The sequence below is a fragment of the Mesorhizobium sp. WSM4813 genome, from assembly GCF_055811555.1.
On the sequence record NZ_JBVVQU010000003.1, the window covers coordinates 120,972 to 146,358 of the forward strand.

Consider the following 25,387-nt stretch of genomic DNA (forward strand, 5'->3'; position numbering starts at 1 on the left):
GCGCTTCCGGTGCTCACGTACTCAAATGTACGCTCCGCTCCGGTTCTCGAAAAACACACTATCTGACTCGCCAGAGCGAATTCTGAAAAAGGCCTTGCCGCACGCCTCAAATCCAGCGCCGCACCCTTTTCGCGTAATCCCGGTATTTCTTGCCGAATTTCGCCGTCAGAACTCTTTCCTCGCCCTCGATCGCCATTTTCTGCGTTGCGAAGGCGGCGATGATCGCCAGCGGCAGGAACCATACGATCCCCGAGATAAGGGCCACGCCGATCAGCAACAGCGTGTTGGCCAGATATATCGGGTTGCGGCTGACGGCGAAGGGACCTGATGTGACCAGATGGTCCGGCACGGCGTTTGGGTGGAGCGTCGTCTTTGCCCGGATCATGGTGCGGATCGCCGTGAACCAGAGCGCGACGACGCCGAACAATGCCACCCAGCCGGCCGCGAACAGGATGTCGCCGAGAAGGCCGCCGATCCATGGCAGCGGATAGAGCAAGCCAAGCGCGATGCTGACGGCAATGGCCGCGACATAGATCAGCGGCGGCCACGGTATAACCCCCGGTTTCGGCTGCCCCGGTTTCAGTTGATGGTCGGTCATTGTGCTCCTCCCTCCATCAATGTGCTGTCGGCTTTGGCAGTGCAGGCGCCGGCGAGCTCGTCGAGATGCGCCTTCCATTCCGCAGCCTGGTCGTTGCGGTAGAGCCGATCAAGCGTGGCCTCGCCCTCGAGTGTATCGAGCATGCACACACAATAGCTGGAGCAGAACTCCGTGTCGCGCGATTGCTCGCACGCTGTCTGGCATTCTTTCAGGAAGGTGGCCTGCCTGGTCTCGACCGGTGCCGGCACCACTTGCGAAAGCAGCCAGACCGAGCCGATCAGCACCGGCTGGTGGATTAGGTAGAAGGCGAGGCTGTGCCGGCCGATAAAGACCAGGGGATTGGTCCAGCGGCCGGGCGTCAGGCCCGCCAGCCGGGTCAGCATGCCGGAGGCGAAGGCGAGTTTTCCCGCCGCGATGCCTGTAAGCACGGCGCCGAACCATGGAAACAGCGGGACATAATCGTTGGAGCGTGGATTGGTTGCCGACAGGCCGACCCACCACAGGGCCGGATGGTCGAAGATCTCGGACCTGAGGTAGAGCGGCGCGGTGATGACGAAAGCCGCGACAACAAGCGTCAGCAGCGCCGGCAGCCGCAGAAAAGCCAGGCCGAGCAGGCTGGCGAGCGCGATCTCGTGCAGGATACCGAAGAAGATAAAACTGTCCGGCGTGGCAAACCTTGTGGCAGCCGATATGGCGAGCGCCGCCCCGGCGACCATGGCGAAGCGTTTCCAGAAGCCGTTCCAGCGGATCAGTTTGCCATGGGCGAGGAACAGGCTGACGCCGACCAGGAACAGGAAGGTCGAAGCGATACAGCGCGCGTAGAATTTCCACCAGCCGAAGGCGGTCAGGCCGGGATCGGTGTAGCCGAAGAATTCGAGATCCCAGGTGAAATGGTAGCTCGACATGGCAAGCAAAGCGATGCCGCGGGCGACGTCGATGGCGATGATGCGCTTGGATCGGTCCTGAACGGTCGGCGTAGAAATGCTCATGGTCTCGCAATCTGATTCAGCACTGCAAGACGACTATCATGGTTGGCCCGGACAAAAGAAGGCGGGCCAAACCCCTTTGATGTTCAGGGCTCGGGTGAAAGCGTTGCATGCCGCTCGCGTACCCAGTTGTGGAAGCGAAGCAATTCATATTCCTCGGGCATCAGCACGCCGGCCTTGTGGCGCATCGAGCGCACGCCTTTCTGGTTGATTTCGCAGATATCGGCGTCTTCCTCCAGCACCTGGCTGCCGAAAGCGACGATGTTGTCGATATCCGCCGTCGGATCGGCGAGCGCTTCGGGCAAAAAAAGCCATTCGGCGGTCAGTTCGGTCTGCTCCGGTCCAAGCGGCACCAGCCGCACTGTCCTGACATAGTCGACATGGCCGACGATGAACATCGACGGCAGGTTGGTGGCATAGGTCTGCCCGGCGGTACGCTGGGCTGAAGTCAGGTCGGGAAAGACCGGGCCGTGGACGCGCCCGTCGCGCGACCATGTCTCGGCTCCGGCCCGCAGGCCGCCGGAAAACTCCGGGGCATCATTGTCGGCGTGACGGGCCCATTCGGGGTCGTCGTGCCGCCCCATCAGGCCGCGGCCATAGATCGGCACCAGCCTGGACAGGTCCTTGTGGACACCTGGGCAATGCAGGCACTCGTTGAAGTTCTCCCAGAAGATCTTCCAGTTGCAGTTCATCACCTTGCGCAGCGCATGGCCGGTGACCAGTGTTTCCAGCGGCCAATTGGCGAGATTGCCGGATGCCGGATCGAAGGATGTTTCGGCCGAACCGGCGGCATCTTCCCTGAGATTGACGAAGACAAAACCGCGCCACACCGACAGCGCCACGCGGTAAAGTGGATGATCGGCTTTGTTGAAACCTTCAGGCAGCGATTTCGACGGCACGCGCACGAGATCGCCGCGCAGTGAATAGGACCAGGCGTGATAGGGGCAGGTGATGAGCCGCGCCTTCAGCCGTCCTTCGCTCTCCTGGCAAAGCTGCGAGCCGCGGTGCCGGCAGGTGTTGTGGAAGGCGCGAAGCACGCCGGTCTCGTCGCGCAGCACGACGATCTCCTGCGTGCCGACACGGAACGTCCTGAACGCCAGCGGCTGGGCGAGGTCGGCCTCGCGGCAGACGAGCAGCCAGCTTCGATACCAGATGGCGTCGAGATCGCGCTGATATGCCTCGATATCCCAGTAGGCCGATGACGGCAGCGTCGGTTCAAGTCGCGTCAAACCGTTATAGGAATCGCGCTTGCTCGGGCTGGGTTGCATGACCGACTTCCTGTGGTGCGCCAGCCGACACCCGGCCGCGAAAATTGTCAATCGCGGGACCGGCCGGCTGATCTGCCGATACGACGCATTCGCGCTGGTAGCTGGCGGAATTTGGTTTGCCGGGCGCGACGATTCTGCCTATAGTCGCACCCGTCGTCGGTTCCGTTTTGGAATCAAGAGGGAATGCGGTGAGGGCAAACTTTGCCCAATGCCGTGGCTGCCCCCGCAACTGTGTGCGGTTAGTCCTCTCCATATGCCACTGAAGAGTTTCTTCGGGAAGGTGGGGAAGGACGCTGATCCGCGAGCCAGGAGACCTGCCGGCGACAGGAGAACTGACTTCTATGCCCTCGGGTGGAGGGCGAAAGGACAAGACATGAATACCGCTTCCGTCTCGCTCGGCGCTTCCGTCTCCTCGCAGTCGCGCTTCGTGCAGCTGGCGCTTGCTGCATTTCTCGGCATTTTCGTGATGGGCTTTGTCGGCTTCTCGCATATCGATGCGGTCCACAATGCCGCTCACGACTATCGCCATTCGATGGCGTTCCCCTGCCACTGACGAGGGGCTGACATCATGACACTGTTTCGCAACGTCGTGTTCATCGCGGCGATCGCAGGGCTTGTGGCAGGCGTCGTTCTCGCCTGCATGCAGGCCTATGCCACCGTGCCGCTCATCCTCAAGGCGGAAGTCTACGAACAGGCCGGCGGTGGTCACACGCATGACCATTCCGCAGCGCCGGCTGCGAACGACGGGCATACCAATGCCATGACCAGCGCGGCGCCAGCAGAGGCTGAAGCTGCCGCTCCGGAAGACGAAGGCTGGGCCCCGGCCGATGGCTTCGAGCGCTTCGCCTTCAACGTTGTTGCCAATGTCGTCACCGGCATCGGCTTTGCGCTGATCCTGGTCGCCGCTTCGGAGTTCGCCGGCGGCATCGGCAATTGGCGTCAGGGCGTGTTCTGGGGCCTTGCCGGCTTTGCGGTGTTCACGCTCGCTCCGAATCTTGGCCTGCCGCCCGAACTGCCGGCAATGCCGGCGGCCGATCTCACCCAGCGCCAGATCTGGTGGATGGCGACGGTGGTGGCGACGGCGGCCGGTCTCGGCCTGCTTGCCTTCCGCAAGTCGCTGCCGCTGGCGCTGCTTGCCGTGGTGTTGATCGTGGCGCCGCATATCGTCGGCGCGCCGCTGCCCGACAGTTTCGAATCGCCGATCCCGGAAGGCCTGCACCACCAGTTCGTGGTGGCGGTGACGCTGACCAATCTGGTGTTCTGGCTGGTGCTCGGCGCCGTCGTCGGCGTGGTGCGTGGCCGCTTGACCGGCACCGCGACCAGCCTGCGCGACAGCTTTGCCTGATCGCGTTGCTTCCGGCGGGACGCTGACCCTAGTCATCGGCGGTGCGCGCTCCGGCAAGAGCGCGCATGCCGAAAGATTGGTGACGGCCTGTCCGGCGCCGTGGACCTACATCGCCACGGCGCAAGCCTATGACGACGAGATGCGCGAGCGTATCGCGCTGCACCGGTCGCGGCGCGCCGAGGGCTGGACGACCATCGATACGCCGCTCGATCTCGTCGGCGCGATCGAGACGCTGCCTGACGACCGGCCTGTCCTGATCGATTGCCTGACGCTGTGGCTGACCAACCATATGCTGGCTGAACGCGACGTCGAGGCTGAATGCCGAGGGCTGGTGGATGTGTTGTCGCGGCCGCGCGGGCCATGGTTCGTGGTTTCCAACGAGGTTGGCCAGGGCATCGTGCCCGACAATGCGCTCGCCCGCCGGTTTCGCGATGCCGCCGGCCGGCTCAACCAGCAAGTCGCGGCAGTGTCGGATAAGGTGCTGCTGATGGTGGCGGGGCTGCCGCTCAAGGTGAAGTGACATGGCTGATACTATCGATCCCAAGGACGAGGAACGCCACCGCGCCAAGATGGCCAAACGCAAGGCGGTGCAGGACGCCGAGGTCGCGGCAAAGACGATCGAGAAGGGGCTGCTGATCGTTAACACCGGGCCCGGCAAGGGCAAGACCACTGCCGCCTTCGGGCTGGCGCTGAGGATGCTCGGTTACGGCAAGCGCGTCGGCGTCGTCCAGTTCATCAAGGGCAAATGGCACACCGGCGAGAAGGACGCTTTTGCCGCTTTCGGCGATCGGGTCGTCTGGCACACGATGGGCGAGGGGTTCACCTGGGAGACGCAGGATCTGAAGCGCGATATCGCCGCCGCCGAGGCCGCCTGGGCCAAGGCGCTCGAGCTGATGGCCGATCCGTCAATCAGCCTTCTGGTGCTCGACGAGCTGAACATCGCGCTGCGCCACGACTATCTCGATCTCGACAAGGTGGTAGCGGCGCTGAAAGGGCGCCGCGAAAACCTGCATGTCGTCGTCACCGGCCGCAACGCCAAACCGGCGCTGGTCGATGCGGCCGATCTGGTCACCGAGATGGGCGTGACCAAGCATCACTTTTCCGCCGGCGTGAAGGCACAGCAAGGCATAGAGTTCTAAGAGATTTTGCCCGCGCGCCGGGGTAGCGCAATGGCTTCAGACAAAGATGACCTCCAACTCATGTTGGAATGACCAATTGTCGATGTCGGCGCCGCCCCTCATTGCCCTGCCGGGCATTTCTCCCCGTATAGTGACCTATCGGATTCACACATCATGAACATCGAGCGTGGCTCCGTACTTGATGGCGTGGAACTCTGCGAGGCCGATGCGCATGACCTTGGGGCCTGGCTTGCCGTAGTAGCCGGTCCAGCCGCCGAGGCGAGCGATGACCCAGGCTGCGAAGGCCAGAGATCCTTTGGGATGGGGATTGCGTTGTCGCTCTGTTTTGCCTTCGAGCTTGGCAGAGACGGCTTCGAGAATGGGACGGTCGTCGGGATCGAAAGCATCGCTGAGCCTCTGATCGGTGTTGCCGTCGCGGGCCTGCACGAGTTGCTTGATGGTGACGGCGGCGATCGTGGCGGCGGCGGCGAAGTTGATCATGGCGTGCGGGTCGCCGATGTCGGCTGCCTCGATGTCGAAGCCTGCCGTCTTGAGGGTGCGGAAGAACTCCTCGATGACCCAGCGCGAGCGGTAGAGGTCGACGACACGGCGTGCCTGGGTCACGGTGGCGACACTGTGGGTGGTCAGCAAGCGCCAATGCACCGGTTCGCTGCCGTCTTTCGGCTTCGACACCTCGCGAACATCGACCAGTGTCAAACCGAGCGTCTCGGGCAACGCCGGATCGGCTCCGTTGAGTGGGCGCCGCACCGTCACCGGCGCGTAACGCACCGCCAGTTCGGCATCCCGTGCGCGTCGTCCGGGCGCGGCGGGGATGGTCACTGCAAAGCGGCTTTGCTCAGGCTGGGCGTCAATGAAGGCGAACAGCAAGCCTGGCTCTTCTTGCGCGGCCTCGATCCGCCGGTTCTGGCAGGCCCGCACGATCAGGTCGACATTGTGCGGACGTTCGGCGAAGAGTTCATAAAAGTCGCTCTCGCGATCCGACACCATGGTGATGCTGGCCGCCCTTTCCAGAACCGCGCCAGCTTGCTTGGTTGCATCGATCCAGCGCTGCGATTCCTTGTTGACCGTCGCCCGCTTGCGCCGCGGCGCCAGTTCTCCTGCGCCGCGGTTCCAGACCTGCATCGAGACCAGGCCCAGCAGCGCACCCGTGCCGGCCTCTACCGCCAGCACAGGGTGCAGCAGCAGACCTGCTGCATTGCCATTGCCGACCGGACCGTAACCTGCCCGCGCCCGCCGAGAACCCAGCACCAATTCCGAGCTGTCTTGCACGGCAACCACATGGCGACCGGCCGCGCGCCGCCCGGTCTGTTCGCCGGCATGCCGCGACATCTCCGCAGCGCTCACCGAGCGATTGCGCAGAAATCGCGTGAACTGCATCTCGCCTGCCCGACTACCGCCGAGCCGGCGGATACACGATCCAGGCCGCGCAACCAGCGCTGCATGCAAGCAGGCCCCCCTTTTTCCAGGCGGCGATCGCCAAATCGCCCAGCCCGTACTCGATGCAGGTCATTCAAACCTCCTTCGTCTTTCCGGCCGAAATAGAATCGAGCTTCGCCGAAAAGCGCAACCGAGATGTGTGAATGCGATAGGTATAGTGACGGGGAGAAGGGGCTTGTCGCGACCCTCGGCACCCTTCTGCAACGCAGGAGATTGGCGAAATCCTTTGCGAAGGCGTTCTTCTCCCCGTCACTATACGGGGAGAAGTGCCCGGCAGGGCGATGAGGGGCAGCGCAAACCTGGAGCGATTGGCCACGTCGTGGCGCGAAATCAATTGCTTTGTGACGGCAGTTATGCTAGGAATTTATTCATGGGGCAGGCTCGCGCCAGCGACCTGCCTTTGAGTTTAGCCGATCTCGACCCGACTAAACGTCACGCAACGATGACGATCACTGACAGCAAGCCGAACAGCGCGATCAACAGAAAGTCGGCGACACGGTAAAGTCTTAGCGCTCGCCGGATGTCGGCGCTTTCGGCATCGCGGTGGCCACCTTCGCCCATCAACGCATCGTCGACCATGACGCCGTCATAGGAACGCGGTCCGGCAAGTGCCAGGCCGAGCGCGCCGGCCATCGCCGCCTCCGGCCAGCCCGCATTGGGCGAGCGGTGCTTCTTCGCGTCGCGCCGCACGGTGCGCCAGGCATTGCCGGGATCGGCGCCTTTGACGAGGAAGGCGGCCAGCACGATGAGCAGTGCGGTCAGCCGCGACGCCGGCAGGTTGATCAGATCGTCGAAGCGCGCCGCCGCCCGGCCGAAGGCCTCGTGGCGCGGCGTGCGGTGGCCGATCATCGAATCGGCGGTGTTGGCGGCCTTGTAAGCGACACCGCCGGCCAACCCGCCGACGCCGATCCAGAAGACGGGGGCAACGACGCCGTCGGAAAAATTCTCGGCCAGGCTTTCGATCGCCGCGCGGCAGACGCCGGCTCTGTCGAGCTTTTTCGAATCGCGGCCGACGATCCGTGAGACGGCAGAACGGCCGATGTTGAGTCCACCATTGTCGAGCCCGTCGGCCACCGCCTCGACATGTTCGGTCAGGCTCTTCTGCGACAGCAGCGACGTCGCCAGGATTGCCGTGAGGATCAAACCGGCTGGAATGCCCGAAAGCATGGTTTCAACCGCGAAGGCGATGGTGACCGGCAGCAGCACGATGATCAGCAGCGCATGAACACCGCGCCGGCGACGTAGGGCGTCGGAATCAGTATCGCGGTTGAGCCTGCGATCGAGAAAGGATATCAGCCTGCCGAACCAGGTGACGGGATGGCCGATGGCGCCAAGCAGCCAGCCCGGGTAGCCGACAGCGAATTCAACAAGCAGTGACAGGAAAGCGATCAGGATCGACATGAAGTCTCTTGATGGAGCGGCGGCAATGGTGGATCACGGCGGAAGCCTTGGCCGGGCGAGGACGCTTTTTCCGCATGCGCCGCAGCCCTTCGTCGACCTCTCGACCGGTATCAATCCGCACTCCTATCCGTTTTTCAATCTGCCCGCCACCACCCTGTCCAGATTGCCCGAAGCTGCGCGGGTCCGTGATCTGGCCGACATCGCGGCAAGCGCCTATGGCGCGCCGTCGGCGGCGAATGTGACGGCAGCGCCGGGCACGCAGATCCTGTTGCCGCGTGTCGCCTCGCTGGCGAGCCCCGGCAAGGCGCTGGTGCTCGGACCGACCTATGCCGAACATCAGCGGGCGGCGGCAATCGCTGGCCATGCTGTGATGGAGGTCGACGATTTCGATGCCCTGGCAGGAGCCGACCTTGCCATCGTCGTCAACCCCAACAATCCGGACGGGCGCATCATCGAACGCAAGAAGCTGCTTGAGCTTGGCGAAAAATTGCGCGCCAAAGGCGGGTTGCTGGTCGTCGACGAGGCGTTCATGGATGTCGGCCCGCGCGCGGAAAGCCTGACCGCCGATGTCGAGCAAGGCGGCATCGTCGTGCTGCGTTCCTTCGGCAAGTTCTTTGGCCTCGCTGGCCTGCGGCTCGGCTTTGCATTGGCCGATGCGCTGACGGTCGAACGGCTCGAGGCGCAGTTCGGGCCATGGGCGGTCGCCGGCCCGGCGCTCGAATACGGGATCCGCGCGCTTGCCGACAGCGGCTGGCAGGCCGAGACGCGACGCCGTTTGGCCGAGGAGGCGGCGCGGCTCGATGCGCTGTTCGGCCGCTTCGGCGTCCCTGTCGCCGGCGGCACCACCCTGTTTCGCTATATCAGGCTGGCAGGCGCCGCCGGCCTGTTTTCGGTGCTTGGCGAGCGCGGCATCCTGCTTCGCCATTTTTCCGGCCGGCCGCATGTGCTGCGCGCCGGGCTGCCGGGCCCGGACGAGGAATGGCAGCGGCTCGAATCGGCTCTTGCCGACTGGGCGCAACAGCGCGACGATGACCCCTAAAGCGCGTCGTAATTGAACGGATTCATGCGACGCGCTTAAAGTTTTTGTTTTTATGCATATCGTTATCGCAAAACCGCTACGCATTTTTGCGCGACATGTATTAGGAGATCAAGCAATGATCCATGTCTGTTCGCTGTCGAAGGTCGAGGAAACGGTCTTGAGAACCGGCGCCGAGCGGCTGCTTTCGCTGCTGGCCGCCGGCACCGAGGTGACGCGGCCGGCGTCGATCGCCAGGGAAAACCATCTGCATCTGGTCATGCACGACATTGCCGTCGCACAAGAGGGCATGACCATGCCGGGCGAGGAGCATGTTCGCAACCTGCTCGATTTCGCGCGCCGATGGGATCGTGCAAGGCCGCTGGTCGTACATTGCTATGCCGGCATCAGCCGTTCGACCGCCTCGGCCTACATCATCGCGGCGGCATTGGCGCCGAAGCGCTGCGAGGTCGAGTTGGCGCAGAAGCTGCGTGCGCTGTCGCCGACGGCAACGCCCAATCCGCGGCTGATTGCGGTCGCCGACGCGCTGCTTGATCGTAACGGCCGCATGACCCGTGCGATCCAAGCGATCGGACGCGGCGCCGATGCCTTCGAAGGCACGCCTTTCGAGCTGAAGCTCGACGGCTAGAGTTTGACCATGATCTTTTCCGAAAACCGGATTCCACTTTCGGGATCATGGTCTGACTACGCCAGCCAGTCGGCCAGCTTTGCCTTGCGCACGTCCTTCAACAGGCTGATGAAACCGTCGGCCTGATGGTTGGCGGTAAGCCTGCCCTTTTCGGCCGTTGCAATGCTGGCATCGCCGACCACGCCGTTCGGGTTGAGATCGGTGGCGATCCAGGCAAAGGCGTGCGTTCCGGTGTGGCGCAGCAGCGAAAACTCCTTTTCGGCGCGGGCGACGTTGGACACGAAATTGTCGGCCTTTGCCATGTCGACGAGATCCGGCCGGAAATGCAGCATCAGCGAGGTCTCGACATCGCCGCCATGGATGCCTTGGCGATCCTCAAGCTCGGTATACATGCCGGCCGGCCGGCCAAAGCGCTGCCAACTCGTCTTCACCGCCAGCATCTTTGCACGCACGCGCAATTCTCGCGTCATGATGCCCATGATCTCTTCGTTGCCGCCATGCGAGTTGACGACGATCAGTTTCCTTAACCCGGCCCGCGCGATAGATAGGCCAAGCTCGGTCCACGCCTCGATCAAGGTCGCCGCCGGCAAAGTGAGGGTTCCCGGCGCATGCAGGTGCTCGTTCGACTTGCCCACCGCCTGGACCGGCAGGATGCGGATGTCGAGATCGCCGGGCAGGCGAGCGATTACCGTTTCGAGCATGCCGTTCATGATCGAGGTGTCGGTCGAAACCGGCAGATGCGGCCCGTGCTGTTCGATCGCCGCCACCGGCAGAACGGCGATCGTCGCCTCAGGATCGATGGTGGCATATTCGGTGGTCCGGTAGTCGCCCCACCACACGCGTCTTTTTGTTCCGGCCATTTTGAACCTCGAAGAGAGACTGGCGGCGTCGGCGCTGCCCCTCACCCTTACCCTCTCCCCGTATAGAGACGGAGAGAGGGGGTCGCCGGCGTTGGAGCGCTTCCCTTCTCCCCGTCACTATACGGGGAGAAGGTGCCGGCAGGCGGATGAGGGGCAGCACCAGCCCTTGTCGTGTAACTGGAGATCAACGGCCTGTCGATTCCAGCCGGCTCCTCACCCTGCCGCGATGACCTCGATCTCGACCTTGAAATCAGGTCGCGCGAACCCGGACACGATCATCAGCGTCGAAGCCGGCGCCGGGCTGGTGAACAGCCGGTCGCGAACGTCCATATAGGGCTTGAGGAAGGCGCGGTCGGTGACATAGGCGTTGATGCGGACGATGTCGGAAAGTCCAAGCCCGGCGTCGCCGAGAATCGCGGCGATATTCCCGAAACAGAGTTCGGCCTGTGCGCCAGCATCCTCCGGGATCTGATCGTCCGGAGTGATGGCGACTTGGCCAGAACACAGCACCAGCCGTTTGCCGGGCGGTACCTCGACGCCATGGCTATAGCGGGCGAAGGGCGGCTTGATCGACTTCGGCGTCAGGAATTTGAACATGGAAATCTCCACTCTGATGTGAGCCTATCGCATCGCCCGAAAATCGGGATCGATTTTCGGAAGCACGATGCGAAGACGCAAAATCTTAGAGCGTACTTTGTGCGTCCAAGTGGACGCACGTCGCTCTAAAGCCGGATTGGCGGCCCCTTCAAGATGCAGTGCATGTTATCAGGGCGATTGTGGACAGGCGTTCAAAAAATAGGCACGATGCCTCCGGTACAGCATGACCGTCCGGCCTTCGCGCACCACCATTGCGCAGGCGGGCGGTCCGGGCGATGGCATGTGTCTTGCTTCTTGAATCGATGGTGTCGAGCCCGGTGCGTGGCGCGCCGGAGCCAACAGAGGGTGGTGTGGATGGACGGAAAATTTAAGATTTCGGTGGGCGCGATCGTGCTGCTTGCCGCAAGCACGCTAAGCGCGGCAGCAAATGAAAAAGTCACCTTCGGCACCAACTGGCTCGCCCAGGCCGAGCACGGTGGCTATTATCAGGCGGCCGCTGATGGCACCTATGCGGCTTGCGGGCTCGACGTGACGATCATGCAAGGTGGCCCGCAGGTCAGCGGTCGACCGCTGCTGCTCGCCGGCAAGATCGACTTCTACATGGGCGGCAACATGCTGCAGGCCTTCGACGCCGTTCAGCAGGACATTCCGCTTCGCGTGGTCGCCGCCTCCTTCCAGAAAGAGCCGCAGGTGATCATGAGCCATCCGGGTCAGGGGCTCGACAAATGGGAGGATTTGAAGAACGCGGACCAGTACATTATTGGCGACGAAGGTGCACAGAGCTTCTTCCAATGGATGATCACGGAGTTCGGCTTCGATCCGGCCAAGCGCGTGCCTTACACCTTCAACCCCGCACCTTTCATCGCCAATCCGAAATCGATCCAGCAAGGCTACGTGACTTCGGAGCCTTATGCCGTCGCCAAGGAAGGCGGCTTCCAGCCCAATCTGTTCCTGCTCGCCGACTACGGCTTCGACACCTATGCGACGACGATCGAGACCATGCAGGCCACGATCGACAAGCGCCCGGAGGTGGTTCAGTGCTTCGTCGATGGCTCGGCCAAGGGCTGGTACAATTATCTCTACGGCGACAACGCTGCCGCCAACGCTGCGATCAAGAAGGATAACCCCGACATCAGCGACGAGCAGATCGCGTTTTCGATCGAGCAGATGAAGAAATTCGGCATCGTCGATTCCGGCGACACGGAAAAACTCGGCATCGGCGCGATGACCGACGCGCGCATTCAGAGCTTCTACGACAAGATGGTCAAGGCCAAGGTCGTGCCGGCCGGCGTCGACATCAAAAAGTCCTACACGCTGGCCTTCGTCAACAAGGGCGTCGGGATCGACCTGAAGAAATAGCACCCAGGCATGATGCAGGAAAAAGTGGCGCAAGCGCCGGCAAGCGCATCGGGGAAAGGTCCGATGCTGCTGGCGCTGCGTGGCGTCGGTAAGGTCTTTTCCAACGGCGTGACAGCGCTCAGCGATGTCGACCTGACGATCCGGGAAGGCGACTTCCTCAGCCTTCTCGGCCCGTCCGGCTGCGGCAAGTCGACGGCGTTGCGCCTCATTGCGGGTCTGGCCACGCCGACCTCCGGCGTGCTCGACTGGCGCGGCAGCAGCTCTGTCGACCGCTCGAATATCGGCTTCGTCTTCCAAGAGCCGACGCTGCTGCCCTGGGCCGATGTCTTCGACAATGTCTGGCTGCCGCTGCGGCTGAAGGGCGTGCCGCGGGCCAAGGCTGCGCCTGTCGTGATGGAGATGCTTGCGCGGGTCCACCTGACCGGGTTCGAGAATGCCGTGCCGCGCGAGCTGTCCGGCGGCATGAAGATGCGCGTCTCGATCGCCCGCGCCATGGTGACCAAGCCGCGTATTCTGCTGATGGACGAGCCGTTCGCGGCACTGGACGAGATCACCCGCTTCAAGCTCAACAACGATCTTCTGGAACTGTGGCAGGACGAGCGTTTTACCGTCGTCTTCGTCACCCACAGCGTCTTCGAAAGCGTCTTCCTCTCCAACCGCGTCGTCGTCATGGCCGCGCGACCGGGCCGGGTGTTCAGGGAACTCGCCATCGATGCGCTCTATCCGCGCAACGAAGCCTTCCGCACTTCGCCCGACTATGCCGCGCTCTGCCGCCAGGCGTCCGATGTGCTGATCGGCGCCATTAACTCAACTGCCGGACCGCATCATGACGGCCATTGAAGAACACGCGCTGACGCTCGACCCCGAGGAGGCGCGTCGCGTGCGCCAGGAACGGCTCGAGCGAATCGGCCGGTGGCTGCTGCCGCTGGCGATCATGATCCTGGCCATCTGGCTGTGGGACCGCATCTGCGTCTGGAACGACATCCCGAAATATATCCTGCCGCGCCCCGGTGTGGTGTTGCAAACGCTGTTCGACGATGCCGGGCTGCTGTTCTCCTCGCTGCTGGTGACGCTCAAGATCACCTTCCTCAGCCTGCTTCTGGCCGTCGTCGGCGGTGTCGGGCTGGCGGTGCTGTTCGCGCAATCGAAGTGGGTAGAGATGTCGTTCTTCCCGTTTGCCATCGTGCTGCAGGTGACGCCGATCGTCGCGATCTTCCCGCTGATCAACATCTATGTCGACAACCAGACGACGAAGCTTTTGCTTTGTGCCTGGATCGTCGCCTTCTTCCCGATCCTGTCCAACACCACGCTCGGCCTCAATTCGGTCGACCGCAATCTGCGCGACATGTTCAGGCTTAACGGCGCGACCCGCTGGCAGCAATTGCGCTACCTGCGGCTGCCGGCAGCGATGCCGTATTTTCTCGGCGGGCTGAAGATCGCCGGCGGCCTGTCGCTGATCGGCGCGGTGGTGGCGGAGTTCGTCGCCGGGGCCCAGGGACAGTCATCGGGGCTGGCCTCGCGCATCATCGAGGCCGGCTACCGGCTCAACGCACCGCGATTGTTCGCGGCGCTGATCCTGATCTCGTTCACCGGCATTCTGATCTTCCTGGTGCTGTCGCTGATCTCGCATCTCATTTTGCGGCGCTGGCACGAGAGCGCGCTGAAGCAGGAGCGGTAGTGTGATTGAAAGGTTGGCGCAAATCACCCCCCTCTGTCCTGCCGGACATCTCCCCCTCAAGGGGGGAGATTGGATGTCATTTCGGATTTCGCCAATTACTGACGAGACAAGACGTGTGCCACGGGTGAAGCTGCCGATCTCCCCCCTTGAGGGGGAGATGTCCGGCAGGACAGAGGGGGGTGCGGCTTGATACCAGCCTCTGGTTCTTATCATCTTGTCAACGTCCGTGTTCATCAGTCGCTGACGCCCGGCTTATCCTTGGCCTATGACAGCGACGGTTTCGCGCTCGCCGACATCGCTGTCGCCGATAGCAAAATCTCCAGTATTACCGCGCATCGCCAGTCCAAGGCGCCAGCAGACGCCGTCGAGCTCGGCGGCCGTATCGTCATGCCGTGCTTCGTCGACTGCCACACGCATATCGACAAAGGCCATATCTGGCCTCGAAAACCCAATCCCGACGGCACCTTCATGGGCGCGCTGAACGCCACCGGCGCCGACCGTGCCGCCCGCTGGAGCGCCGCGGACGTCGCTCGCCGCATGGATTTTTCGCTGCGCTCAGCCTACGCGCACGGCACCAGGGCGCTGCGCACCCATCTCGACAGCGTCGCGCCGCAGGAGGAGATCTCCTGGCCGGTGTTCGAGACGGTACGGGAGAAATGGCGTGGCCGCATCGAGCTGCAGGCGGCCTGCCTGCTTGGCATCGAAGGCGTGCGCGACAAGAAATGGTTCGAGAGACTGGCCAAGCGCGTGGCCGCGGCCAACGGCGTGCTCGGCGTCGTCACCTATATGCTGCCTGACCTGGAAGAGCTTCTCGACCAGGTGTTCGCGCAGGCGATCAAGCATGGCCTCGACCTCGATTTCCACGCCGACGAGACTGACGATATCTCGGCGATCTCGCTGAAGAAGATTGCCGAGGCGGCCCTGTGGAATGGTTTTGAGGGAAACATCCTCGTCGGGCACTGCTGCTCGCTGGCACGCCAGCCCGATCTCGATGTGCTCGACACACTGGACAAGGTGGCGAAGGCGGGGCTCGCCGTGGTGTCGCTGCCAATGTGCAATCTCTATCTGCAGGACCGGCGCGGCGACAAGACCTCGCCGCGCTGGCGCGGCGTGACGCTGCTGCACGAGATGAAGGCGCGCGGCATCTCGGTCGCCGTTGCCTCCGACAACACCCGCGATCCGTTCTACGCCTATGGCGATCTCGACATGCTGGAGGTCTACCGCATGGCGACGCGCATCCTGCATTTCGATCACCCGGTCGGCGACTGGCCGCAAGCGGTGACCGCAACGCCGGCCAAGGTGATGCGGCTCGATGGCTTCGGCACGCTTGCCGCCGGCGGAGCCGCCGATTTCGTCGTCTTCAAGGGGCGGAGTTGGACGGAATTGCTGTCGCGGCCCGAATCGGATCGCATCGTGGTGCGCGACGGCCGCGCCATCGAGCGCCAATTGCCCGATTATGCCGAACTCGATGATCTGATGGTGGGATGATGGACCTGGCTGCGCTCAAACGCGATCTCGACGGTCTGAAGATCGACGACCATCCGGCGATCGTCCAGCAGAAGAGCCGCGACTTCTACTGGTACAGCCCGGTGCTCAAGCAACAGCTTGACCATGTCACCGGCGACCTGATCGTGACGCCGAAGACGGAAGACGAAGTGATCCGTGTGCTTGCCGCCTGCCACCGGCATGGCGTGCCGGTGACGCCGCGCGGCAGCGGCACCGGCAATTACGGGCAGGCGATGCCTTTGTCCGGCGGCGTCGTGCTCAATCTCGCCGAGATGAATGCAGTCAAGACGATCGCGCCCGGCCGCGTCGTGACCGGACCGGGTGCCGTCCTCGCCGACATCGACAGGGCGACGCGCGCCCATTCCGGGCAGGAGCTGCGGATGTCGCCATCGACCTATAACACTGCGTCGATCGGCGGTTTCGTCGCCGGTGGATCGGGCGGCGTCGGCTCGATCCGCTGGGGTGGGCTGCGCGACCTCGGCAATGTCATCCGGCTCAGGACCGTGACGATGGAAGCGGAGCCTCGCATCATGGATCTTACCGGCGAGGAGGTGCTGAAGGTGATGCATGCCTACGGCACCAACGGCATCATCACCGAGGTCGAGATGCCGCTGACCGCATCTTACGACTGGATCGACGTCATCGTCGGCTTCGACGATTTCATGGATGCTGCCGGCTTCGGCAACGATCTCGCCATTCAGGATGGTATCTTGGCGAAGCTGATCACGCCGATCGCCGCGCCCATTCCTTACGATTATTTCAAGCGGCACCAGCGGTTTTTCAGGCGCGAGCAAAGCATCGTCGTCTGCATGATTGCGCCGCATGCAATGGACGCCTTTCTCGCCCGCACGGCGCGCAGCAGGGGCGAGATCGTCTTCCGCGCCGACAAGGAGGCCGATCTCAAGGGCCTGCCGCCGGCCTATGAGCTGACCTGGAACCACACGACGCTGCGCGCCATCAGGGTCGACCCGACGATTACCTATCTGCAGACCCGCTATCCCTCGCCGGATCACCTGGCTTACATCAAGGCGATGATCGATCGCTTCGGCGACGAGGTGCCGGTTCATGTCGAGTTCATCCGCTTCGACGGCGCGATCGGCGTGGCCGGACTGCCGCTGGTCCGCTTCACCACGGCCGAGCGGCTCGACGAGATCATCCGCATCCACGAGGACAATGGCTGCTGGGTCTTCAATCCGCACCGCTACACGCTGGAAGAGGGCGGCATGAAGCAGACGGACGAGGTGCAGCTCGCCTTCAAGCGCGAGACCGATCCGCAAGGGCTGCTCAATCCGGGCAAGATGATCGCCTGGGAAAACCCGGACTATGACTATCGTTCAGGCAAGTCGTTCCTGTTCAAGGGGTTGCAGAAGGCGGGGTGATGAAAATCCTCGTTCTCTACGCCCATCCGGTCGAGACCAGCTTCAATGCCGGTTTGCACAAGGTGATCGTCGAGCGGCTGACGGCCGCCGGGCACGCGGTCGACGACTGCGACCTCTATGGCGAGAATTTTGATCCGCGTCTGACGCGGGCCGAGCGGCTCGGTTATCACGACCAACGCGGCGCAGACGAGCCGGCAGCGCTCTATGTCGAGCGCCTGCTGCGGGCAGAGGCGCTGGTGCTGTCGTTTCCGGTGTGGAACTACGGCTATCCGGCGATTCTGAAAGGCTTTTTCGACCGCGTCTTCCTGCCCGGCGTCTCGTTCAAGCTGGTCAATGGCAAGGTGCAGCCGTCGCTCCACAACATCCGCAAGCTGGCGGCGGTCACCACCTATGGCGGCAGTCGGCTCCACGCCATGCTGATGGGGGACCCGCCGCGCAAGCTGGTCAAGCGTGTGTTGCGCGCCGCGGTCAAGCCAGGTGCCTCCGTGTCCTATCTCGCGCATTATTCGATGAACCTGTCGACCGATGAAACGCGGAAGAGATTCACGGCGAAAGTCGCCGCCAGTATGGATGCATTCTGATGCGGGTCCTGGTGGTTTATTGCCATCCGGTCCCGGGAAGCTTTTGTGCCGCGATCCGGGATAGTGCCATCGAGGTGCTGAAGGCGAGGGGCTGGGAGGTGCGGTTGCTCGACCTCTATGCGGAAAATTTCGATCCGGTCATGGGCTGCGGCGAGCGACGCTCCTACAATGAGCACGCCCCGCAAGATCCGGCGCTCAAACCGCACATCGACCACCTCAAATGGGCCCAGGCAATCCTCTTCATCTATCCGACATGGTGGTACGGCCTGCCGGCGATGCTGAAGGGCTGGCTCGACCGGGTCTGGGCGACCGACGTCGCCTTCCGGCTGCCGGTGGGCAAGGGTCGGATCCAGTCGCTGATGAGGCATGTGACGAAGATCGGGGTAATCACGACCTGCGGCGCACCGACCTGGTGGAGCGTCGTCGTCGGCCAGCCGGGACGAAAGACAATCCTGCGCGGCATGCGGGCACTCTGCGCCACCCGCTGCAGGACGTTCTTTCTGGCGCACTACCTGATGGACGCGTCGACGCCAAAAACGAGGGCGGCATTTCTGGAGAAAGCGCGAAAGAAGCTGGAGCGGTTTTGAGCTACATCCTTACCCGTTCCGCCTTCGGATCATACATCGGCTTCAGCGACACTTCCGCGGCGAAGCGCTCGCCGGCGATTTCGATCGCGTAGGACGACGACAGCACATCCGCCTCGCTCTCGCCCTTGCAAGGTACGTAGCCGAGCCCCACAGCGCCGCCGAGATGATGGCCGTAATTGCCCGAGGTGATCGGGCCGACAATCTTGCCGTCGCGCACGATCGCTTCATTGTGGAAGAGCAGGGGTTGCGTGTCTTTCAGGCGGAACTGCACCAGGCGCCGGTCCAATCCGGTTTCTTTTTTTCTCAGCACGGCATCACGGCCAACGAAATCGCCCTTGCCAGTCTTCACTACGAATCCAAGGCCAGCCTCCAGCACATTGTCCTCGTCGGTGATGTCGTGGCCGAAATGCCGGAACGCCTTCTCGATGCGGCAGGAATCCAGCGTGTGCAGACCGCAAAGCTTCAGGCGGACATCGGCGCCGGCCTCCGCGATCGCCTCGAAGACGTGTGCTGCCTGGTCGGTCGAGACATAAAGCTCCCAGCCGAGCTCGCCGACATAGGTGACACGGTGGGCGCGAGCCAACCCCATGCCGATTTCAATCTCCTGAAACGTCCCGAACGGATTGGTTTCGTTGGAAAAATCGTTCGGACTCAGCTTTTGAATCAGCTTCCTCGCATCCGGACCCATCAGGCAGAGCACGGCTTCGGCAGCGGTCACATCGGTGATGACGACGAACTCGTCGGCAAGATGCTTGCGCAGCCACGCGAGATCACGCTGCAGCGTCGCGCCTGGCACGACGAGGAAGTAGGCCGTTTCAGACAGCCGTGAGACGGTGAGGTCGCTCTCGATGCCGCCGCGCTGGTTGAGCATCTGGGTGTAGACGATCTTGCCCGGCGTCACGTCCATGTCGTTGGCGCAAAGCCTCTGTAGGAAGGCACAGGCCTCACGGCCTTCGACACGGATCTTGCCGAACGAGGTCATGTCGAACAGGCCGACGCCGTTTCGGACGGCCTGATGTTCCTCGCGCTGGTTGTCGAACCAGTTCTGCCGCTTCCAGGAATAGCGGTATTCGCGCTCCTGGCCGTCACGCGCGAACCAGTTGGCGCGCTCCCAGCCGGCGACCTCACCAAACACGGCGCCGCGCGCCTTCAGATGCTCGTGCAGTGGCGAGCGCCTGACATTGCGTGAGGTCGCCATCTGGCGATACGGGAAATGGTCGGCGTAGAGCAGGCCGAGCGTTTCGGAGACGCGCTCCTTGAGATAGCGCCGGTTCTTCTGGAACGGCTGGGCGCGGCGGATGTCGACTTCCCAGAGGTCGAAGGGCGCTTCGCCGTCGTTGATCCACTGCGCCAGGGCCATGCCGGCGCCGCCAGAGGAGACGATGCCGATCGAATTGTAGCCGGTCGCCATCCAGTAGCCGGAAAGTTCCGGCGCCTCGCCAAGATAGTAGCGGTCGTCAGGGGTAAAACTCTCGGGACCGTTGAAGAAGGTGTGGATGCCGGCGCTGGCCAGCATCGGCATGCGGTTGACGCCCATTTCGAGGATCGGCTCGAAATGCTCGAAATCCTCGGGCAACTGGTCGAAGCAGAAATCTTCACGGATGCCGTCCATGCCCCAGGGCTTGGCCACCGGCTCGAAGGCGCCGAGCATCATCTTGCCTGCGTCCTCCTTGTAGTAGGCGCATTCGTCCGGCACGCGCAGCACCGGCAGGCGTGTCAGGCCGGGGATCGGCTCGGTGACGAGATAAAAATGCTCGCAGGCATGCAGCGGGATGGTGACACCATTCTGCGAGCCAAGTTCGCGCGCCCACATGCCGGCGCAGTTGACGACGACATCGGCTTCGATCACGCCTTGCTCGTCGCCTTGCGTCCAGGACACGCCGGTGACGCGGCCATCCCTGGTATGGACCTTGGTGACCTTCACGTTCTCGACGATCGTCGCACCGCGCTGGCGCGCGCCCTTGGCCAGCGCCATGGCGATGTTGGCCGGATCGCATTGGCCGTCGAGTGGCAGATGCACGGCGCCAACCACATCGGAAATGTTGAGATGCGGGTACATCTCCTTGACTTCATCAGGCGAAATCTCGCGCACGTCGACATCGAAGGCGCGGGCGAGAGACGCCTGCCTATAGATCTCGTGCTTGCGCTCCTCGGTCAGCGCCACGGTGATCGAGCCGACCTGGCGCATGCCGGTGCCGACATCGGTCTCGGCTTCCAGCTTGACGTAGAGGTCGGCCGAATATTTCGCCAGCCGGGTCATGTTCTGCGAGCCGCGCAACTGGCCGATCAGGCCGGCGGCGTGCCATGTCGTGCCCGATGTCAGATGCTTGCGTTCGAGCAGCACGATGTCGGTCCAGCCGAGTTTGGCCAGATGGTAGGCGACCGAGCAGCCGGAGACGCCGCCGCCGATGATGACGGCCCTTGCTTTCGTAGGGATAGTTTTCGGGGGCAGGGCGCTCATGCGGCCTCGCGGCGATAGGTGGAAGCGAAGCGACGCAGGCGGAGGGCTGCTTCCAAAAGTATCGCCTCGGGCTGGCAGAGGCTGAAGCGAATATGGCCGGCGGCCGCCTCGCCGAAGCTCGAGCCGGGCATCACGCCGACCTTTTCCTTGTCAAGAAACGCCCAGGCGAATTTCTCGTCGTCCGGCTCGATGGCTGATATGTCGAGCATGACATACATGCCGCCCTCCGAACCGCGCACGGTGACGTTGTTCATGCCGCGCATGGCATCGAGGACGACGGTGCGCCTTGCAGCATAGCGTTCGGCGATCTCCTTGACGCCGTAGCCGTTTTCGAGCGCCTCGGCGCAAGCGAGGCTGATGAAGGCCGGCAGGCCGTAAGTCGTCACCAGATTGAGGCTGGTCAGCAGCGAGATCATCTCTTCGGGTCCGGTCAGCCAGCCCATGCGCCAGCCGGTCATGCCGTGGCTCTTGGACATGGAGTTGATGACCAGCGTGCGTTCCGCCATGCCGGGCAGCGAACGCGGCGAGGTGTGCTCGCCGCCGCCCAGCGTCCAATAGACCTCGTCCGACAGCAGCCAGAGGTCGTGCTCACGGCAGATCTGCGCCAGCTCCTCCAGCCGCTGGCGCGAATAGACGGCACCCGTCGGATTGTTCGGCGTGTTGATGAGGATGGCGCGCGTGTTCGGCCGAAGGACTGCGCGAATGTCGGCGGCGCGCGGCTGGAACCCATCCTCGGCAGGTGTCTCGACCACGGTGAAATCGGCACCCGCTGCACTGAACGTGTTGGGGTAGGTCGCGTAATAGGGCGCGACCACGATGGCATGGTCGCCCTGGTCGAGAACGGCCTGCACCGCCGCGTAAAGTGCAGCCTGCCCGCCCGGCGTGGCGATGACCTGGTCGGGGTTGGTCGCAACGCCAGTGCACGCGGTCGAGGCCGCCGCCATTGCCTTGCGCAGACGCGGAATGCCAGGAAGCGGGGTGTAGTGGTGGTTGCTGGCGCGAACCGCGGTCACGCAGGCTTCGATCGTTTGCGCCGGCGTGTCGAAATCATGGTCGCCGACCGACAGCATGATGATGTCCTCGCCGGCCTCCTTGCGTGTCCAGGCGGCGAAATGGACCTCCCAGCCGTCCTTGCCGGAAGGCACGATGCCGGAAACGCGTGATGAGGGCTTGGGCATTATGCTACTCCCGAAATTTCGTAGCCGGCGTGTTCGAGCCGGTCGCGCAGGGCGGCGATATGGGGCGGTCCGACTTCGCAGCAGCCGCCGACGATGTCGGCGCCAGCCTCGACCCAGCCGACTGCCTGGCCGGCATAGGCATCCGGATCGAGGTCGTGGCGGGCGTGCAGCACCTCCACCGTACCGCCGTGCTTGAGTGCCTCGACCGAGGTGAAGCCATTGGCATAGGCGCCAACCGGGCCGCCTAAGCCGATCAGTTCGGGCAACGCTGCAGCGATCGCTTCGGGCCGGCAGCAATTGATCAGTCTAGCTGCGACCGGCAGGCTGTCGAGAGCGCTCGCTGCCGCCGCTAGGGTTTCGCCGCTGCGCAGTCGTGGTGCGCCGTGATCGGCGAGCGTCCACGACACCCACACCGGCTTGCCGCTTTCCGACGCCGCGGTGACAGCCGCGCGCGCCTCCTCGGCCGACGCCATGGTCTCGCACAGGAACAGATCGACGCCGTCAGCCTGCTCGGCAACGATGCGGCGGTAGATGTCGAGCGTATCCTGGAAGGATATCGTCAGTGCCGGGGCGTAGCTGCCGAACAGGGGAGACAGGCAGCCGGCAATTGCCGCGTCGCCGGCCTGGTCGCGAGCTTGCCTTGCAAGCTCGATGCCGCGCTTCTGCAACGGCTTGAACAGCTCTTCCGCGCCCTCGCGCGCCAGCCGCTCTGGTGTTGCGGAATAGGTGTTGATGGTGATGACACGGGCGCCGGCCCGGATGAACTCCGCATGCAGGTCGCGCACCAGGTCCGGTTCGTCGATCAGCACCCTGGCCGACCATAGCGGGGTGGGTTCGGAGCTGCTGCGGCGCACCAGTTCCTGGCCCATGCCGCCATCGGTGAGAATGACAGTCTTCATGCGCGCAACCTCTCGTTCTTCGGATCCCACAGCGGTTCGTCCTTCTGCACGACCGCCCTGAAGCGCTCGCCGAAGATCTCGACCTCGACCGCGGTTCCCGGCTCAGTGAGGTCGGCACGCAGCATGCCGAGCGCGATCGACTTGTCGATGCGATGACCCCAGCCGCCGGACGTCGTCTCGCCGACAATCCGGCCGTCATGCCACAGCGTCGACATGGAGGGGGCGTCGCAGTCGCCGGGATTTTCGACGACCAGCGTGACAAAGCGCTTCTTCACGCCCTGCTGCTTCTCGTTCTGCAACGCCGCCTTGCCACGGAAATCCGGCTTGTCCCATTTCACAAAGCGCTCCAGCCCGCCCTGCAGGATCGAATAGTCGGTCGACAGGTCGCCTTTCCAGGCGCGATAGCCTTTTTCGAGCCGCAGCGAATCCAGCGCGTACATGCCGAACGGCTTCAGGCCGTGCTTCTGGCCGGCCGCCCAGACAGCGTCGAAGATGGCGGCGGTGTCGTCGACCTTGGTGTGGATTTCCCAGCCGAGTTCGCCGGCGAAGGACACACGCACCAGCCTTGCCCAACGGCCGGCGATTGTTGTCTCCTGGTGCGTCAGCCAGGGCAGAGCAAGGTCTGCGGCGCAGACATCGGCGAGGATTTTTCGCGAGTTGGGTCCGGCTAGGATCTGCGTGGCGTATTCCTCGGTCCGGTCGATCAGCTTGAATGAAGCGTCCTTCGGCATGCGCGATTTCAGCCATTCGAAATCGTGCCACTGCGCCACGGCGGCGGTGATCAGCGTCATCAAATTCTCGTCGTGGCGCACCACCGACATTTCGGTGACGATGCGGCCCTTGTCGTCGGCAAAGTAGATCAGGCCGATGCGGCCGGGTTTCGGCACCAGCCCGGTAACCTGTTGGCTCAGCCATTCGGCGGCACCCGGACCGTCGAGATTGAAGCGGGAAAAACCAGGCAGGTCCAAAATGCCGGCGGCGTCGCGCACGGCGATGCATTCTTCGCGGACGCGATGCTGCCATGGCCCGTCGCGACGGAAGGTCAGCGTCGCAGCTTCCGAAACATCGTCGCCGGCTTGCGCGTACCAGGTGGCGCGCTCCCAGCCATTATAGGCGTCGAAGCAGGCGCCGAGCGCCTTGATGCGATCATGGATCGGCGACAGTTTGCGGTCGCGCCCAGCCGGCCAGGCATGACGCGGGAACTGGATGGCGTATTCGTTGCCATAGATTTCCATGCCCTTGGCGACGCAGTAATCCGGGGCCGAGGCAAAGCTGGTGAAGCGGCGCGGATCGCAGGACCACATGTCCCACTCCGTCTGGCCCTGCGTCACCCATTCGGCCAGCACCTTGCCGGCGCCGCCGCCCTGGGCGATGCCGAAGGTGAAGACGCAAGCCTCGAAGGCGTTCGGCACGCCGGGCATCGGGCCGATCAGCGGATTGCCATCCGGCGCGTAGGGGATCGGGCCATTGATGACCTTGGACAGTCCGGCGGTGCCGAGAATCGGCACGCGGGCGACGGCATCGGCCAGATAGTCCTCCAGCCGGTCGAGATCGTCGGGGAACAGCTGGAACGAAAAATCGTCTGGCATCGGGTCGTGGTGGCCGACCCAATGCGCACGGCAATTGCGCTCATAGGGGCCGAGATTCATGCCGTTCTTTTCCTGGCGCAGATAATAGGAGGTGTCGACATCGCGCAGCAGCGGCAGTTTCTTGCCTTGCTCCTTCGACCATGCGGCCAGTTCGGGGATTTCCTCGAACAGGATATATTGATGGCTCATCACCATCATAGGCACGTCGCGGCCGAACATCCTGCCGACTTCGGCCGCACGGTAGCCGGCGGCGTTGACGACGATCTCGCAGCGGATCTCGCCCTGCGCGGTCTCGACCACCCACTCGTCCTTCTGGCGTCGCAAGCCGGTGACCGGACAGAAGCGAATGATCTTCGCACCCATGTCGCGGGCACCCTTGGCCAGCGCCTGGGTCAGCTGCGCCGGGTCGATGTCGCCGTCGCTCGGATCGTAGAGCGCGCCCTTCAGCTCATGCGTTTCGATGAACGGGTAGCGGCGCTTGATCTCGTCGAGCCCGACCACATCGATGTCCATGCCCTGGTAGAGGCCCATGCCCTTGGCGCGCTGGAACTCCTGCATACGCTCGGTCGTATGGGCCAGCCTGAGCGAGCCGGTGACGTGATAGTTCATGGGATAGCCGACCGCGTCGGCCAGCCCGCGATAGAGCTCCGTCGAATAGCGCTGCATGTTCATCAGCGACCATGACGAGGAGAAGGTCGGCACGTTGCCGGCTGCATGCCAGGTCGAGCCGGAGGTGAGCTCGTTCTTTTCCAGGAGCACGCAATCGGTCCAGCCCGCCTTGGCGAGATGGTAGAGCGAGGAGGCGCCGACGACACCGCCTCCGATGATCACCACGCGTGCCGTGGTCGGCAAACCGGCCATGTTCTTCTCCAAAC

The 25,387-nt window shown here is 63.3% G+C and carries 24 protein-coding genes and 1 riboswitch; of the genes, 13 read left to right on the forward strand and 11 right to left on the reverse strand.

Annotated features, from left to right (window positions below; translation table 11 throughout):
* Window positions 1-106: 106 nt before the first annotated feature.
* The 3 genes from AC0L25_RS02555 to AC0L25_RS02565 form a co-directional block, all read right to left on the reverse strand.
* The gene (locus tag AC0L25_RS02555; protein ID WP_473594066.1) at window positions 107-598 is read right to left on the reverse strand and encodes a methyltransferase family protein; all 492 of its coding nucleotides are present in this window, start codon (window positions 596-598) and stop codon (window positions 107-109) included.
* Window positions 595-1,587: an acetyltransferase domain-containing protein gene (locus AC0L25_RS02560; RefSeq protein ID WP_473594067.1), complete on the reverse strand. Its 993-nt coding sequence runs from the start codon at window positions 1,585-1,587 to the stop codon at window positions 595-597. Before AC0L25_RS02560 ends, AC0L25_RS02555 begins: the two co-directional genes overlap by 4 nt.
* Before the next feature lie 83 nt (window positions 1,588-1,670).
* Entirely contained in the window at window positions 1,671-2,852 is a 1,182-nt protein-coding gene (locus tag AC0L25_RS02565; protein ID WP_473594068.1) for an aromatic ring-hydroxylating oxygenase subunit alpha, read from the reverse strand.
* A gap of 140 nt (window positions 2,853-2,992) precedes the next feature.
* Window positions 2,993-3,188, forward strand: a riboswitch (cobalamin riboswitch).
* Between the two features lie 37 nt (window positions 3,189-3,225).
* On the opposite strand from AC0L25_RS02565, the gene AC0L25_RS02570 reads away from it, so the two are divergent.
* Genes AC0L25_RS02570 through cobO form a run of 4 tightly spaced genes read left to right on the forward strand, consistent with a single transcriptional unit; the run spans window position 3,226 to window position 5,336 of the window.
* Window positions 3,226-3,405, forward strand: a complete 180-nt coding sequence (locus AC0L25_RS02570; protein WP_095494621.1) for a CbtB domain-containing protein — start codon at window positions 3,226-3,228, stop codon at window positions 3,403-3,405.
* A 15-nt stretch (window positions 3,406-3,420) separates the two neighbouring features.
* Window positions 3,421-4,197, forward strand: a complete 777-nt coding sequence (locus AC0L25_RS02575) for a CbtA family protein (protein WP_473594069.1) — start codon at window positions 3,421-3,423, stop codon at window positions 4,195-4,197.
* Between the two features lie 22 nt (window positions 4,198-4,219).
* A complete protein-coding gene (gene cobU / locus AC0L25_RS02580; RefSeq protein WP_473594122.1) occupies window positions 4,220-4,717 on the forward strand; it encodes a bifunctional adenosylcobinamide kinase/adenosylcobinamide-phosphate guanylyltransferase in 498 nt (165 codons plus the stop codon).
* Between the two features lies 1 nt (window position 4,718).
* Window positions 4,719-5,336 carry a cob(I)yrinic acid a,c-diamide adenosyltransferase gene (cobO, locus tag AC0L25_RS02585; protein WP_473594070.1) on the forward strand — a complete coding sequence of 206 codons (618 nt, stop codon included), beginning with the start codon at window positions 4,719-4,721 and terminating at the stop codon, window positions 5,334-5,336.
* Between the two features lie 144 nt (window positions 5,337-5,480).
* Here cobO and AC0L25_RS02590 read toward each other — a convergent pair whose 3' ends face one another.
* Together AC0L25_RS02590 and cbiB are read right to left on the reverse strand one after the other, a co-directional pair.
* On the reverse strand, window positions 5,481-6,713 hold the full coding sequence (locus AC0L25_RS02590) for an IS4 family transposase (protein ID WP_473594071.1): 1,233 nt from the start codon (window positions 6,711-6,713) through the stop codon (window positions 5,481-5,483).
* Between the two features lie 492 nt (window positions 6,714-7,205).
* Window positions 7,206-8,174 carry an adenosylcobinamide-phosphate synthase CbiB gene (cbiB, locus tag AC0L25_RS02595; protein WP_473594072.1) on the reverse strand — a complete coding sequence of 323 codons (969 nt, stop codon included), beginning with the start codon at window positions 8,172-8,174 and terminating at the stop codon, window positions 7,206-7,208.
* On the opposite strand from cbiB, the gene cobD reads away from it, so the two are divergent.
* Window positions 8,173-9,213 (forward strand): threonine-phosphate decarboxylase CobD, encoded by a 1,041-nt coding sequence (gene cobD / locus AC0L25_RS02600; RefSeq protein WP_473594073.1) that lies wholly within the window; start codon window positions 8,173-8,175, stop codon window positions 9,211-9,213. The genes cbiB and cobD overlap by 2 nt on opposite strands.
* Window positions 9,214-9,328: 115 nt before the next feature.
* Window positions 9,329-9,838 carry a tyrosine phosphatase family protein gene (locus tag AC0L25_RS02605; RefSeq protein WP_473594074.1) on the forward strand — a complete coding sequence of 170 codons (510 nt, stop codon included), beginning with the start codon at window positions 9,329-9,331 and terminating at the stop codon, window positions 9,836-9,838.
* A gap of 56 nt (window positions 9,839-9,894) precedes the next feature.
* Here AC0L25_RS02605 and AC0L25_RS02610 read toward each other — a convergent pair whose 3' ends face one another.
* Together AC0L25_RS02610 and AC0L25_RS02615 are read right to left on the reverse strand one after the other, a co-directional pair.
* Window positions 9,895-10,698, reverse strand: coding sequence for a creatininase family protein (locus tag AC0L25_RS02610; protein ID WP_473594075.1), 804 nt, complete (start codon window positions 10,696-10,698; stop codon window positions 9,895-9,897).
* A gap of 213 nt (window positions 10,699-10,911) precedes the next feature.
* Window positions 10,912-11,295 carry a RidA family protein gene (locus tag AC0L25_RS02615; RefSeq protein ID WP_473594076.1) on the reverse strand — a complete coding sequence of 128 codons (384 nt, stop codon included), beginning with the start codon at window positions 11,293-11,295 and terminating at the stop codon, window positions 10,912-10,914.
* A gap of 354 nt (window positions 11,296-11,649) precedes the next feature.
* Between AC0L25_RS02615 and AC0L25_RS02620 the strand changes: the two genes are divergently transcribed.
* The 7 genes from AC0L25_RS02620 to AC0L25_RS02650 all read left to right on the forward strand — a co-directional run bounded on the left by AC0L25_RS02620 (window position 11,650) and on the right by AC0L25_RS02650 (window position 18,385).
* The gene (locus AC0L25_RS02620) at window positions 11,650-12,654 is read left to right on the forward strand and encodes an ABC transporter substrate-binding protein (RefSeq protein WP_473594077.1); all 1,005 of its coding nucleotides are present in this window, start codon (window positions 11,650-11,652) and stop codon (window positions 12,652-12,654) included.
* Between the two features lie 9 nt (window positions 12,655-12,663).
* Window positions 12,664-13,494, forward strand: coding sequence for an ABC transporter ATP-binding protein (locus tag AC0L25_RS02625; RefSeq protein WP_473594078.1), 831 nt, complete (start codon window positions 12,664-12,666; stop codon window positions 13,492-13,494).
* The gene (locus AC0L25_RS02630; protein WP_473594079.1) at window positions 13,481-14,332 is read left to right on the forward strand and encodes an ABC transporter permease; all 852 of its coding nucleotides are present in this window, start codon (window positions 13,481-13,483) and stop codon (window positions 14,330-14,332) included. Before AC0L25_RS02625 ends, AC0L25_RS02630 begins: the two co-directional genes overlap by 14 nt.
* Before the next feature lie 186 nt (window positions 14,333-14,518).
* Window positions 14,519-15,820: a cytosine deaminase gene (locus AC0L25_RS02635; RefSeq protein WP_473594080.1), complete on the forward strand. Its 1,302-nt coding sequence runs from the start codon at window positions 14,519-14,521 to the stop codon at window positions 15,818-15,820.
* Window positions 15,817-17,217 (forward strand): FAD-binding oxidoreductase, encoded by a 1,401-nt coding sequence (locus AC0L25_RS02640; RefSeq protein ID WP_473594081.1) that lies wholly within the window; start codon window positions 15,817-15,819, stop codon window positions 17,215-17,217. The genes AC0L25_RS02635 and AC0L25_RS02640 overlap by 4 nt, the downstream gene beginning before the upstream one ends.
* Window positions 17,217-17,798, forward strand: coding sequence for an NAD(P)H-dependent oxidoreductase (locus AC0L25_RS02645; protein ID WP_473594082.1), 582 nt, complete (start codon window positions 17,217-17,219; stop codon window positions 17,796-17,798). The genes AC0L25_RS02640 and AC0L25_RS02645 overlap by 1 nt, the downstream gene beginning before the upstream one ends.
* Entirely contained in the window at window positions 17,798-18,385 is a 588-nt protein-coding gene (locus AC0L25_RS02650) for an NAD(P)H-dependent oxidoreductase (protein ID WP_473594083.1), read from the forward strand. The genes AC0L25_RS02645 and AC0L25_RS02650 overlap by 1 nt, the downstream gene beginning before the upstream one ends.
* Before the next feature lies 1 nt (window position 18,386).
* Here the strand turns inward: AC0L25_RS02650 and AC0L25_RS02655 are convergent, their stop codons facing one another.
* Genes AC0L25_RS02655 through AC0L25_RS02670 form a run of 4 tightly spaced genes read right to left on the reverse strand, consistent with a single transcriptional unit; the run spans window position 18,387 to window position 25,373 of the window.
* Window positions 18,387-20,846 (reverse strand): GcvT family protein, encoded by a 2,460-nt coding sequence (locus AC0L25_RS02655; protein ID WP_473594084.1) that lies wholly within the window; start codon window positions 20,844-20,846, stop codon window positions 18,387-18,389.
* A complete protein-coding gene (locus tag AC0L25_RS02660; RefSeq protein ID WP_473594085.1) occupies window positions 20,843-22,024 on the reverse strand; it encodes a pyridoxal phosphate-dependent aminotransferase in 1,182 nt (393 codons plus the stop codon). Before AC0L25_RS02660 ends, AC0L25_RS02655 begins: the two co-directional genes overlap by 4 nt.
* The gene (locus tag AC0L25_RS02665) at window positions 22,024-22,923 is read right to left on the reverse strand and encodes a homocysteine S-methyltransferase family protein (RefSeq protein ID WP_473594086.1); all 900 of its coding nucleotides are present in this window, start codon (window positions 22,921-22,923) and stop codon (window positions 22,024-22,026) included. The genes AC0L25_RS02660 and AC0L25_RS02665 overlap by 1 nt, the downstream gene beginning before the upstream one ends.
* Window positions 22,920-25,373: a GcvT family protein gene (locus tag AC0L25_RS02670; protein ID WP_473594087.1), complete on the reverse strand. Its 2,454-nt coding sequence runs from the start codon at window positions 25,371-25,373 to the stop codon at window positions 22,920-22,922. The genes AC0L25_RS02665 and AC0L25_RS02670 overlap by 4 nt, the downstream gene beginning before the upstream one ends.
* Window positions 25,374-25,387: the final 14 nt, after the last annotated feature.